Below are 13,262 nucleotides of genomic sequence, written 5' to 3' on the forward strand. Positions count from 1 at the left end.
CGAGGCGATCTCTGAAAATGGGGAGTAAGAGACAAATAAATAGAAAAAAATAGGCCGCTTCATCTTAACTAAAGGTTCGCTGTGAGAGGGTGGGCCGCATGAAACGACTCGATATTTCTTGGCTGACCAAGCCCTCTCTGCGGTCCGGCATGGTGCTGCCCTTGGTGGTGGCCGGGCTTACAGGCTGCCAGACGATGGATTTGAGCAAGCAACCCACTCAGCCGGTGAAGCTGCCGCAAAGCTGGCAACATGGTGCCGATTTCCCGCAAACGCAGGTGAACGTGGACCTCGCTCAATGGTGGAGTGAATTCCATGACCCCGTGCTGACCGAGCTGATCCGTGACTCCCTAGCCTCGAATCCCGACCTGAAATCAGCCTTCTCGGCCGTGCGTGAAGCTAGGGCGCGGAGGTCCATCGAGAAGAGTGGCCTGTTGCCGACGCTTAATGGCGTAGCTTCAGCCAGTGGCAGCCGCAGCAAAGATTCCAGCTCCAGCTCGACCACCTATTCTAGCACCGAAGTTTACTCGGCAGGTTTACAGGCGTCATGGGAAGTGGATCTCTTTGGCAAACAACAGGCTGCCGTAGCCGCCGCTCAGGCTGATCTGGCCAGTTCGGTGGCCACTCGGGAATCGGTTCAGGCGTCGCTGACGTCCGAAGTCGCCCTCGCCTATGTCACGTTGCGCAGCGCGGAAGCACGCATGAAAGTGGTGCAGGAGAACGTCAAAAACTTCGAGCAAACTTACCAGCTGGCGTCGTGGAAAGAGCAAGCTGGCCAGACTGACTCTCTGGATGCGCAGCAGGCGAAGAGCAATTTGGAGCAACTCCGGTCGACGCTTCCCTCGCTGGAGCAAACCATCGGTAATGCGAAAAACTCACTGACCTTGATGGCTGGGAAAACGCCGGGAGCGCTTGATAAGCTGCTGGCGAAACGATCGGGCAAAGTGCCTGAGCCACCACGGAAATTGGCAGTCGGCATCCCCGCAGACACGGTGCGCCAGCGCCCTGACGTGCGTAGCGCAGGTTATTCTTGGCTCGCGGCGGTGTATCGCACCGATGCGGCAGAGGCGGAGAAAATGCCTTCCTTGACCTTGAGTGGAAGCCTCGGCGTGGACAGCGATGGTCTTTCCAAACTGCTCCGTCCTGAGCAAGCTGCCGCCAGTGTGATTGCGGGGCTAACAGCTCCTATTTTCGACGGAGGAAAGATTCGCAGCCAGATCGAGGTGCAGAGCGAGCAGGAGGAACAAGCATGGCAGAGCTATAAATCCAGTGTGCTGACGGCGCTCTCGGAAGTCGAAGACGCATTGATCGCCTGTCAGAAAAACGAACAGCGGGCTGAGATCACCCAACGGGCGCTGCAGGCGGCGGAAAATGCCGAGCAACTCGCGCGGCAAAGTTATGAGGCTGGGGTGGAGGATATCGATACCGTCCTCAATACCCAGCGGGCATTGCTCAGCATTCAGGAGCAGGTGGTCACCGTCCAAGGCGATCGCTCAAGCTCCTTCGTGGCCCTTTACAAAGCTCTGGGTGGTGGCTGGCAGCGTTAACCCAAGAGATCTGAACAAGCAAAAAAACGATTCTAACAAGATAATGAAAACACAACAACATGACGACCTCGCGGACAAGATTCGCGCCAACTCACCCTCACGGCGGAAGCGCTTTATCACACTGCTGATTCTCTTGCTGTTACTCGCTGGAGCAGCCTTCGCCTTGCAAAAATACTACTATGGAGGTGACGATGGAAAACCGACCTATGTCACCGAAGCTATCGACCGCGGAAGCATCGCCGTCACAGTGACAGCCACAGGCAATCTGGAGCCCACCAATGAGGTGAGCGTCGGTAGTGAAATCTCCGGCACCATGGACAAGGTGCTGGTGGATTACAATGACACCGTCGAAGAAGGTCAGGTCATCGCAGTGCTGGATACCACAAAGTTAGAGCAGGAGCTGAACAGCCTGCGGGCATCGCTCTCCGTGGCCAAGGCTTCGGTGAACCAGGCCAAGGCAACAGTGGCTGAAAGTGAATCGTCGCTCAAGCGGCTGCAAGAGCTGCACCGTATCAGTGGAGGGAAAACTCCCTCGCAGGCAGACCTCGATACCGCCACGGCCACTCGAGACCGCGCCTTGGCCAGTTTGGAGTCGGCAAAGGCTGCCGTGTTGAAGGCGGAAGCGGAAGTGAAAGTCACCGAGACCGATCTGGATAAATCCGAAATCAAATCGCCGATCACAGGCATCGTTCTCTCTCGCAGCGTGGAACCTGGATCCACTGTGGCGGCGCAGTTTTCAGCCCCCGAGTTGTTCATCGTTGCTGAAACACTCACCAAAATGAAACTGGAAGTCGCCGTGGCTGAGGCTGACATCGGTCGGATGAAGCCGGGTCAATCGGCCAGCTTCACGGTGGATGCCTGGCCGGACCGGACCTATGAAGCCAAAGTGGTGAAGGTTTCCTACGCTTCCGAGATTACCGACAATGTGGTCACCTACGAGGCGGAACTTGAAGTGAAAAATGATGACCTCAGTCTGCGCCCGGGCATGACTGCCACGGCCGACATTCGTGTGGCCGAAAGCAATAACATCTTGATGGTGTCGAATGCAGTGCTCCGCTACAAGCCTGGTTCCGGCAGCACAGAAACCAAGGAGGCTCCCAAGCAGAGCCTCTTGGAGAACCTCACGCCTGGACCACCACGCCGGGCGATGCGCGGTGGTGGAGGTGGCCGCTCTGGTAAAGGACGGTCCGGTAAAGGCCAATCAGGTGAGGGTGGCAGAGCTAATGGCGGTGGAGCTGCAGGCGAAACATCCATGAAATCGATCTGGATCTTAGACAACGGCGAACCGAAACAAATCTCTGTAGCAACAGGTCTTACGGATGGTCGGCACACCGAAGTTCTTGGGCCCGAAGTAGAAGAGGGTATGCAGGTCATCATCAGAGAGAAAGTGGACACACCATGAAACAGGACCAACTGATTGAGCTCAAAGGAATCACAAAAACCTACGGCCAAGGCGATGCTGCCTTCCAAGCTCTGAAAGGCGTGGACCTCAGCATTGGCGAAGGGGAGTTCGTGGCTGTGATGGGACCGAGTGGGTCTGGCAAGTCGACTTTGATGAACTTGTTAGGCTGTCTCGACGTTCCATCCGGCGGGCAGTATCACTTCTCGGGCATCGATGTGGGAGGACTGAACTCCGACGAACGATCGCTGCTGAGAAGGTATGCTTTGGGTTTTGTCTTCCAAGGTTTCAACCTGTTAGCCAGAACCTCGGCGCGGGAGAATGTGGAACTGCCTCTGCTCTACCGTGGTGTCACCGCCAAGGAGAGGAGGGAGGCATCGATCGCAGCTCTGGAGTCGGTGGGTATGGGGGATAAGTTGAAAAACACCTCGGCCGAACTCTCCGGGGGGCAGCAGCAGCGGGTGGCTATTGCACGCGCATTGGTATCGCAACCAAGCATGCTGTTCGCAGATGAGCCGACCGGTAACCTCGACACTGTCACCAGCATCGAAATCATGAACCTGATGGTGAACCTCAATCAAGAAGCCGGGATCACCATTGTGATGGTGACCCATGAAGACGATATCGCGAGCTACGCGAAACGTGTGATCCGAGTCAAAGATGGCTTGATCGAATCCGATTACCTGAACCCAACCGACTGATGTTTTTTAATGCTTTATATATCGCCCTCTGTGAAATCCGGCGCAATCTCATGCGTGCGTTTCTCACCGTGTTAGGAATCATCATCGGCGTGGCCGCAGTGATCACCATGGTGACGCTGGGACAGGGTGCCACCAGCGCAGTGAAGAATCAGATTTCCAACTTGGGAAGTAACCTTCTGGTGCTGCGTCCCGGTCAGGGGTTTGGTCCACGTTCGTCATCGGCCGGGGTGCCAAATTTCAGTGAGAAAGATGCCCAGGCGGTGGAGGAACAGATCGGTGGTCTGGTCAGTGTGGCTCCCACGAGTTCGACCAATGTCAGCACCATCTACCTGCAGAACGCCCGCTCTACCGAGGTGACCGGCACCACGCCCGAATACTTCAGTATCGGAAAATGGAGCCTAGAAAGCGGTCGGTTTTTCGAACGCTCGGACTTGGTTTCTGGTAAGGCTGTCTGTGTGATTGGCGGCACGGTGAAGAAGGAAATGTTTGGCTCGGAAGATCCTATTGGGACGAAAATCCGGCTGGGTAAATCCTCCTGTGAAGTCATCGGCGTGTTGAAAACCAAAGGTCAGTCGGGGCAAGGTCGCGACCAAGACGATACCATTGTTGTTCCTCTAACAACTTTGCAGAGGCGCTTGGTCGGCAAGACTTCGGAGCATGATATTTCTACCATCCTCATCTCCGCGGAAGACGATGCCGACACCACTGCGATCATCAATGAGATCAGCCTATTGATGCGTGAACGCAGAAACTTGCAGGCGAACGAAGATGATGATTTTACTGTCATCGACACCCGTCAGATTGCCGAGGCCGTGAGCTCGTCCACCCAGGTGATGACTACTCTGTTAGGAGCAGTGGCTGGAGTGAGTTTGTTAGTGGGCGGTATTGGGATTATGAACATTATGTTGGTATCGGTAACCGAGCGGACGCGTGAAATCGGTATCCGCCTGGCGGTGGGAGCGAGGGCGCGTGAGGTGCTTCTGCAGTTCTTGGTCGAGGCGGTGACCTTGGCGTGCATCGGTGGCCTGATCGGGCTGGCCTTGGCCTTTGGTCTCTGTGTAGTCTTATCCAAGGTCATCGGCGTTCCGTTTCTATTTGATATGAAGATCAATTTAATCGCATTCTTATTCTCAGGCGCCGTGGGGGTGTTGTTTGGATTCATGCCGGCGCGTCGTGCCGCGGCCTTGGATCCCATCGATGCCCTCCGTCATGAATAATGAACTTCACACAGCATGAGATTATTGGTCATCGAGGACGATCCTGATTTGCGCCGTAGTTTGGTCGCCAACCTGCGTGAGGAGACCTACGCGGTGGATGAAGCTGAGGACGGCGGCGAGGGGCTGTTCATGGCTCAGGAGACGGATTACGACTGCATTGTGCTCGATGGCATGCTGCCAGTGATGGATGGCTGGACGCTTCTGGCCACCCTGCGACAGGAAAAGAAAACTCCGGTGCTGATGCTCACCGCGCGAGACGGCTTGGACGATCGCATCCGCGGCCTGGACGGTGGAGCGGATGACTATTTGGTGAAACCTTTTGATCTCGAAGAACTGTTAGCCCGTCTGCGCGCATTGATTCGCAGGTCCAGTGGCGAAACGCTTCGGGTCATCGAGATCGGTGATGTGGCGGTGGATTTGGCCTGCAAGGAAATCCGCCGCGCTGGTGCGGTGGTGGCAGTGACCGCCCGCGAATACGCGCTGGTGGAATATCTCGCCCTCAAACACGGCCGGGTGGTGAGTCGGACCGAGCTCTACGAGCACCTCTTCGACGCCGATGAAGACACGCTTTCGAACTTACTCGATGTCCACGTTTCCAATATTCGTAAAAAACTAGGATCCGGCCTGATTGTCACCCGACGAGGGCTCGGATACATGATCCTCGATTAACCGCTATGCGCCCATTTCATTCACTGCGCTGGAGCTTACAGCTCTGGCATGCCCTGATCCTCTCGGTGGTCATCGCGGCACTCTGTATTCTTTCCTACCGGACGGTGCGCGTGGAGCGGATGACGCAGCTGGAAGAGGAGCTGGTGGAGTTCGATCGCAATATTGTCGGCAAGGCGGTCTTTGATCGAGATGCACGAGCGGGCAGAGGGAGTCCCTACTCAAACGATGAGGCGCGTGCCCGGCTGAGTCACCTGGCATCCGAGCCCGGCGTGCCGCTGGCCGTTTCCGGTCATTCCGGGACAGAGAGCAGTGATCACTCCTACTTCGCGGCCTGGGATGAGCAGAAGAAACCTTTGTTTGTTTCCAAGAATGCACCGCAGGATGTGAAGGTGCTGGACGACGAGCCTGAAGGGGGCGAGCGGCTACTGCACCTTGAAGGAGATCATTTGGTCTTCCGCCACCGCACACCGCAGGGTTTTCACACCCTCAGTGGTCTGGATATCCGGGGTGAAATGGAGAAGTTGAATAAATTCCGTTTCGTTCTCATCGCGAGCGGCACCGGGCTTTGGTTGGCGGGGCTGGCCGGCGGCTGGTGGCTGGCGGGAAGAGCAATTCGGCCAATCGGAGTGATCGCGCAAACCGCCAGTCGTATTGCCGATGGCAACCTGTCCGAAAGGGTGGAAACGATGGAGAATGACGACGAACTCGCGTCCTTGGGTAAGGTCTTGAACGGCACCTTCGACCGACTCGAGGTGATGATCCGGCAGCAGAAACAATTTATCGCAGACGCATCACATGAACTTCGCACTCCAGTCACGGTGATCTTGAGCGAGACCCAACGCGGACTGAAAAAAAACGAGCGCACGGTGGAGGAATACCGCGAGATCCTGCAAACCACCGGTCGGATGAGCGAGCGTATGAAGGGGCTGATTGTTTCCCTGTTAGCCTTGGCGCATCAGGACCTCGCGGAGGTCGAAGGGGTGGATGAAGTCTGTGACCTCGGTGCGATTGTGCGCGAGTCCGGCGAGCTTCTGCAAGCGCTGGCCCAAGAGCGTGCCAGCCAGTTATCGGTGACGGCGCCGGATGTTCCCTATTCAGGAAACCCGCAAGCGCTCTCGATGATGGTGACGAATTTGGTGTCCAACGCCATCGATCACAACCCCGAGGGAACCGAGGTGGAGGTGAAACTGACGCATGGTGATGAGATTGTGCTGACTGTGGAAGATCATGGTCAGGGGATTGCGCCCGAGCACTTGCCGCACTTGTTCAATCGGTTTTACCGTGTCGACTCGGCCAGGCATTCAGGCGATCACCGAGGCTTGGGCTTGGCCATCGTGCAGTCGGCCGCGGTCAATCACGGCGGACGCGTGGATGTCGTGAGCACGGTGGGCGAGGGGACGACATTTACCGTCACGCTGCCGTTGAAAAACCCCAAGAAGCAAGCCGGCGAAGTGGGGCGTTGATGCTGATGCATGCCCCGCGAATCAACGCTCGTCATCAGTGGTTTTGATGATAAAATGAGGGCTATGAAACCTTGGATTTGTTTGAGTTTATGGCTGCTGGGGAATACGCTTGGGTCGGTATCGGCGCAGCAAGCGGCGGCGCAGATGTCAGATGCGGAGGTCGCTGCCCAAGTGGGTAAGATCCGCCAGTGGTATTCCCAGATCGAAGGGGCGAAGAAACTGAAGAAAACCACAATCAAGCAGGGAGAGGATGGTGGCCCCGGTGAGTATCAACTTACGCGCTACACCAGCGCTGATGGAGAGCTCAAAAAACTCCACGAACTGGCATCCGGCGAGCACGGCGTGTCCAATGAGACCTACTACTTTCATAACGGGCGCCTGTTTTTCGTCTACAGCGCGAGGGAAGAATGGCGTTTTACAGGAGAGAAAACGCCATCCGGTGAAGACGAAGTCATTGATCTGGCGAGCCAAGTGAGGCTGTATTTCCACGATGGGCAGTGCATCAAGGCACTGGAAAAACGCATCGCAATCTCGGGAGCTGATGAACTTCGCCAGCTCCTGCAAAAAACTCCGAATAAGCCAAAGAAAATCGGTGCAGAAGATCAAGTCTACGCAGCCCGTGCCAAGGCGCTGGCTGCCATCAAAACTCAACAGGACCTAAAAGCTTATCTCGAGTAAGTTGGCATCGCGACCGAACCGCTTAGCCATGAGTGCACAGCCTCTCATTGCCAGACTAAATTCGGAGTAGCGTCTAGGCCTGATCTGTGTCAGATTCCGGCAGAAAGATGGTGAAGGAATACAGAACTCTCACTGCTCGCCCTAGTGGCTGGCAAACATGGAAGGCGGCACTTTTTTCAGCCTTTGTCTGCGCTTGCATGGTGTTGCCTGGAGCCGCACAGACGGCGGCAGAGGAAACCAGCGAGGTCCCCACGGTGGCAGCAGCTGTCACTCCGCCGATCGAAGAAGCCGTCAGCGAACCTCGCTCCGCAGGGCTGGGCGGCTCCCTTCGCGTGCGACCCGATGCCCGCACCATGACGCTGTCCATCCCGGCCCCACGAGGGCTGATTACCGATCGGAATGGAGAGCCATTTGCGCAGACCAAGGTGGTTTGGTATCCGGCGCTGAAATTTTCCCAATTTGAAAAAGCCGACCGCGCTTTTGTGGTCGACTGGGCACGGAAACGGATCGCCCAGGCCAACGAACTGTTCGACATCGATTGGCAGGTGAAAGATGAAGAACTTTGGCAGCACTATCGCCACCGCCGTTGGATGGCGATGCCCTACACGCGAGTCGTTTCCGAAAAGGAAAAAGAAAGCCTGGAGAGCGAGCTCATAACGGGGCTGATTTTTCACCCGGTTTATCTGCGCAGCTACCCTCAACACGATGCGGGGGCACACATGATTGGTTATGTCGGCAGTTCTGGAAAGTTGGAAAAAGGACCGATCAACTACGGCGATCCAATCTTTGAGCGAAGTGAAGGCCGTGCTGGGCTGGAAAAGATCTACAACGACATCCTCACCGGCAAAGAAGGTTTGCTGCGGATGGACTTTGAAGCAGACGGCACCGAAGCCTTGAGAAAATACGAGCGTCGCCCACGACCGGGGGGAACCGTGGTGACCACCCTCGATATGGCTTGGCAAAAGGAAGCGGAGAAGGTGCTGAAGAAGTATTGCTCGCGTGGCGCCTTTGTCGTGATCGATATCCACACGGGCGAAGTTCTGGCCATGGCCTCTCGTCCAGGTTTCGACCTCAACGATTTCATTCCATTCATCAGCACGGATCAATATGCGAAGCTCCGCGATGATCCAGGCACGCCGCTTTTTGCCCGCTCTTACCAAGGGGCCTACCCGCCCGCCTCGACCTTTAAACCCATCGTGGCGGTCACGGCGCTGACGAATGGTGACGTCAGAGATGACACCTTGATCGACTGTCCGGCTAAAATTAAGATCGGCAACCACTGGTTTCACAACTGGAGCAAGGTTCCGGAAGGACGAATCAACGTGAAGCGCGCAATTGCCAGATCTTGCAACCCATGGTTCTACAAAGTGGGTATTCAGACCGGACCCACCGCCTTCCTCTCTGTGGCCAGTCGGCTCGGATTTGGTTCAAAAACCGGACTGCCTCTGATCGGTGAGACCGAGGGGCTTATCCCAACGCACCAGTGGATGATAAAAAATCACGGCCGTAAATTGATGGACGGCGACACCGCGAACTTATCGATTGGCCAGGGGGTGATGTTAGCCTCACCTCTGCAAGTCGCTCAAGGGATGGCAGGCATTGCGAATGGTGGAGCTCTCCCCAAGCTGCGACTTGTCAAACAGGTGCAGGACGTCAGCGGGCGCGTGCTGGTTTCCAACGATCCGGAACGCCGCAATTACCTGAATCTCGATCCGGACGCAGTGGCAACCGTGCAAGAGGGAATGATGCAGGTGGTGCACGCCAGCTACGGCACCGGCAAGCGCGCCAGTCTCAGCTACACGGTGCTCTGCGGCAAAACAGGCACCGCACAGTGGGGCCCACCCAGCAAGGAGCAACGACTGGCCTGGTTTGCCGGATTTTTCCCCATCGAGAACCCTCGTTATGCCTTTGCCGCTCTCTACGAAGGAAAACCTCACGAAACCTTGAGTGGTGGCCGCAAGGCGGCGCCGATGGTGCGCAGCTTCTTTGAGCACTTTAAGAAAGACATCAAAAAAGCCATCGCTCCACCACCGAAGGCCATGGTGATCGATGAAGGCGACGATGATGGCGGCGTGGAGGTTGACGATGAAGGCATGCTGGATACCGATTCCGCGCCGAAGGTGATTCTCGTGGAGGAAGACGAAGGGCTTGTTCCCAGCGAAGCTGAGCCACGCCCGCTGCGCGCTGAAGTGGTGGAGGAAGACCCTCAGGATACTCCAGCCGTTGAGGACGAACCGACGGTTGAACCGCCGCGGCCACGTGCCATTCCCGTTGAAGAGGATGAGTAGCGGCCAATTTCCTGCGCTGATCTTCTTCTCGCCTCAACTAGGGTTGTAGGCTGAACTCCATGCGCATGAATGCATGGTCAGCGGAGAGCTCATCGATGGGGAGTTGGACTTGGTAGCTGTTACTGCCGAGATCGATCAAGGCTCCACTGGGTAAGCTGTCCCAGTCGACCAGATCCGTGGAGTATTTTACTTCCGCGGTGACTAGTCGTTGGGCGTCTTCATTGAGGCTGTAATCCATGGTCAGAAAATCTTCCCCTCCGATATTTCCCAGCGAGGCATAGTGGTCGGTGTTCACCACCAAGGGATTGAGGTCTAGGAGATATTCACCGATGTTAGGGATGCCGTCACGATCAGCATCGGCATTCATACTGCTGTCCGTCAGCCCTTGTGCGGTAGCCCAGTCAAGATACAGCTGATCGGGGTCCAAGTCCATGAGATCGGAGAGGATTTCACGGCTTTGTAACGATTCGATACTGCTGCTGGTCGCCGTGTTGATGGCGTCGATCAGGATATTGGCGATCACCGACTGTCCATTGGTGGAGGGGTGGAGTCCTTTCCAGCAAAATAAATAATGTGGCCGGTTATCCTCATCAGGGTCCTTGTCTTTGATCATCTGATGAGCTCCAATGTAAATCGGGTCTGATGATAATAGCTGGTCCGTGAGGTCTGATATAGGAGCCAACGTGAGGCCTCGGTTGGCGGCCAGTGCGGAAACTGCGGCATTGAGGTTGTTGACGATGGCCGACGCATTGGCTCGTTTGGTTGCATCCGGGTGATCCAAGATAATGTCAGGTGTCGCCCCCAAGTCCGGCACATTGGCGAGGACAATGGGGACGGAGCTGTCGTAGCCTCGGACTTCATCCACCAAGGCGGTCAGGTTCGTGATCACCCCATCGATGAAGCTCACGGAAAAGGCATCACCTGGCGTAGCGTCATAGAGATCACTGTATTGAAAATTCACATCATTGCCGCCGACCATGATGACCACCACGTCCATATCGGAGTAGAGGTCGCGCATTGCCACAAGAGTTCGGTAAGAGAGTAGGTAATCGTCAGAGCTAAGAGGGTCTAGCACAGTCATCCACATTTCGGTATCGTAACCAGGGATGCCGAAGTTGTATTCGTGTCCGGCCTGTCGCCAATCGGAGTAGCCAAATGGCCACTCGGATTCATAATCGCCAAAGTCAAGGTCTGCAGATCTTTGCTGGGAGAGGATTTCCACCCAGTTCATGGTGTTCGCAAATCCTAGCAATGGAGTGGAGGAGGGCGCTGAGAATGGGAACTCGTAGTAATACTCTTCCGTCAAGCTGTCGCCAATGGTCATGATCTTCAGCGGAGCCGCTTGCAGATGAGTCAGCATCATGATGGCAAGGGCGAGTTGAGCCCAGAGCGAGGATTTTTGCTGTTGAGTCATAGTTCAGTGTAAACTGTATGATCGTGGACGCAAGTCGGGAGCTGGCACTTGGTTAAAAGTGCTCTAGGTAACAGAAATCATTGCAGTCTGAAAATACCTGCACCATAGTCAGTCAGATCAAATGCCTGAGGAAAGCCAAGAGACACCACCGGAAGATCTTTCTCCCATCGGAGAGATGAAGCCTAGCAAACATCCTCTCATGCGAAGATGGATGGGCTTGCTTTTGACTGGACTGGCCGCCGTCGTCCCGGTGGTCGGCACCATCTGGCTGCTGGTATTAATTTACAAAATCCTGCTGAGCGTGGGCGACCACATGATCGGTCTGTCGCTCAAGGCACTGAACTTGCTGCGATCCGGTGAGGACTTGACCTCCGAGCACTTTGCCTTCTACGGCTCGAACTTCGTGCGTTTCTTGATCCCGGTGATGCTCTTGTTCCTGATTGGCTTTGCCGTGGCGAACACCCCCGGCAGGAGAGTCTTGCACTGGATGAACTCGGCGATGGAGCGGATTCCCTATCTTGGCTTTATCTACTCGGCCTTGAAACAATTTGTCGATGCCCTGCGGAACCTCGGTGGCGATCGTAAATTCAAAAGTGCGGCGTATGTGGAATACCCCAGCCCAGGCTGCCGGATGTTAGGCTTCGTCACAGGGAATTATCACGATGCGCAAACTGGCAAGGATGTCACCACCGTGTTCCTGCCCACCAGCCCCAACCCCATGACCGGGTTTATTGTGATCATTGATGATGACAAGGTGCAGGACAGTGAGATGACTCTGGAAGAGGCCAGCAAGATGATTCTATCAGCCGGCTTGGTGGCTCCTGCCTCGTTCAATCAGGAGATCAAATAAAGCCAGCCTATCAGGCTTCGCAGAGTTCTTGCAAATACTCCGCAGCGACGTCCTTGACCTCTTGCAGGGAGGACACGGTGCAGAGCCGCTGACGCAGAGGTTTAGCGCCGGGGAATCCTTTGCAGTAGGTCATCAGGCGGGAGCGCATGGCCATGATAGTTTGCCGCTCATTGCCGTAGCGATCCGATTCCATGGCCATGCTGCAGTGGCGGATAATCATCTTCCATCGCTCGGTGACGGCCACCGGCTCCGGGTGTTCTCCGGTGGTGAGGTAGTGCTTGGCTTCGCGGAAGACCCATGGATTCTGCATCGCGGCGCGACCGATCATCACACCGGAAACGGCGGTGGTTTCACGGCGTAATTTAACGTCTTCTCCAGAGCAGATGTCGCCATTTCCAACCACCGGGACGGAGACCTCGCGAGCGCAGGCGTCGATGACATCCCAGTTCGCCTCGCCGCGGTATCCTTGGGCGCGGGTGCGGCCGTGAATGGAGATCGCCTGCATGCCTTCCTCTTGGAGGATGCGGCAGACTTCAGGGGCGTTGATGTTTTTTTCATCCCAGCCAATGCGAATCTTGGCGGTGACGGGGACTTGATCGCCTACCGCTTTGGCCACGCCTGAGGCCACGCTGGCGAGCGAGTCACAGCATTTCAGCAGGGATGAACCACCATTTTTGGCCACCACCTTATTGACGGGGCAGCCGAAGTTGATGTCGATGAAGTCCGGCTGTTTCCAGTCGATGATTTTCTTAGCAGCCTCGCCCATGCGTTCGCCATCACCGCCGAACAGCTGCACGCCACAGGGGCGTTGACCGTCGGTGAACTCGGTGTATTTCCGTGTTCGGTCGTCTTGGCGGATGATGCCCTCGGCGGAAACAAATTCCGTCACCATGACATCGGCTCCGAGCTCTTTGCAGATGCTGCGGAACACCACGTCAGTGACCCCAGCCATCGGGGCGAGGTAGAGGGGAAATTTGTTATCGGAGAACCAAGGGAGGCTGGACATGGTTAAAGTGGGTGAGTGACTTGAAATGAGGCG

General features: G+C 55.9%; 11 protein-coding genes. 9 read left to right on the forward strand and 2 right to left on the reverse strand.

The genetic code is table 11. The features are described 5' to 3' along the window. The first annotated feature begins 98 nt into the window (after positions 1–98). From JO972_RS13950 to JO972_RS13985, 8 genes are all read left to right on the forward strand, one after another. On the forward strand, positions 99–1,544 hold the full coding sequence (locus JO972_RS13950) for an efflux transporter outer membrane subunit (protein WP_309490684.1): 1,446 nt from the start codon (positions 99–101) through the stop codon (positions 1,542–1,544). Positions 1,545–1,587: 43 nt separating this feature from the next. Further along, positions 1,588–2,946: an efflux RND transporter periplasmic adaptor subunit gene (locus tag JO972_RS13955; RefSeq protein ID WP_309490685.1), complete on the forward strand. Its 1,359-nt coding sequence runs from the start codon at positions 1,588–1,590 to the stop codon at positions 2,944–2,946. Further along, the gene (locus tag JO972_RS13960) at positions 2,943–3,644 is read left to right on the forward strand and encodes an ABC transporter ATP-binding protein (protein ID WP_309490686.1); all 702 of its coding nucleotides are present in this window, start codon (positions 2,943–2,945) and stop codon (positions 3,642–3,644) included. The genes JO972_RS13955 and JO972_RS13960 overlap by 4 nt, the downstream gene beginning before the upstream one ends. After that, on the forward strand, positions 3,644–4,861 hold the full coding sequence (locus JO972_RS13965) for an ABC transporter permease (protein ID WP_343221597.1): 1,218 nt from the start codon (positions 3,644–3,646) through the stop codon (positions 4,859–4,861). Before JO972_RS13960 ends, JO972_RS13965 begins: the two co-directional genes overlap by 1 nt. A 15-nt stretch (positions 4,862–4,876) precedes the next feature. Next, positions 4,877–5,530 (forward strand): response regulator transcription factor, encoded by a 654-nt coding sequence (locus tag JO972_RS13970; protein WP_309490688.1) that lies wholly within the window; start codon positions 4,877–4,879, stop codon positions 5,528–5,530. 5 nt (positions 5,531–5,535) lie between these two features. Then, a complete protein-coding gene (locus JO972_RS13975) occupies positions 5,536–6,993 on the forward strand; it encodes a sensor histidine kinase (RefSeq protein ID WP_309490689.1) in 1,458 nt (485 codons plus the stop codon). A 63-nt stretch (positions 6,994–7,056) separates the two neighbouring features. Beyond that, entirely contained in the window at positions 7,057–7,671 is a 615-nt protein-coding gene (locus JO972_RS13980) for a hypothetical protein (protein WP_309490690.1), read from the forward strand. 197 nt (positions 7,672–7,868) lie between these two features. After that, on the forward strand, positions 7,869–9,959 hold the full coding sequence (locus JO972_RS13985; RefSeq protein ID WP_309490691.1) for a penicillin-binding transpeptidase domain-containing protein: 2,091 nt from the start codon (positions 7,869–7,871) through the stop codon (positions 9,957–9,959). 37 nt (positions 9,960–9,996) lie between these two features. On the opposite strand, the gene JO972_RS13990 is transcribed toward JO972_RS13985, so the two are convergent. Further along, complete coding sequence (locus JO972_RS13990; RefSeq protein ID WP_309490692.1) at positions 9,997–11,373, reverse strand: GDSL-type esterase/lipase family protein; 1,377 nt, start codon at positions 11,371–11,373, stop codon at positions 9,997–9,999. Positions 11,374–11,572: 199 nt separating this feature from the next. Between JO972_RS13990 and JO972_RS13995 the strand changes: the two genes are divergently transcribed. Beyond that, complete coding sequence (locus JO972_RS13995) at positions 11,573–12,223, forward strand: DUF502 domain-containing protein (RefSeq protein WP_309490693.1); 651 nt, start codon at positions 11,573–11,575, stop codon at positions 12,221–12,223. Between the two features lie 10 nt (positions 12,224–12,233). Here the strand turns inward: JO972_RS13995 and dusB are convergent, their stop codons facing one another. Then, entirely contained in the window at positions 12,234–13,229 is a 996-nt protein-coding gene (gene dusB / locus JO972_RS14000; RefSeq protein ID WP_309490694.1) for a tRNA dihydrouridine synthase DusB, read from the reverse strand. Positions 13,230–13,262 lie beyond the last annotated feature (33 nt).

The sequence above is a fragment of the Oceaniferula flava genome (assembly GCF_016811075.1).
Classification (GTDB): Bacteria; Verrucomicrobiota; Verrucomicrobiia; order Verrucomicrobiales; family Akkermansiaceae; genus Oceaniferula; species Oceaniferula flava.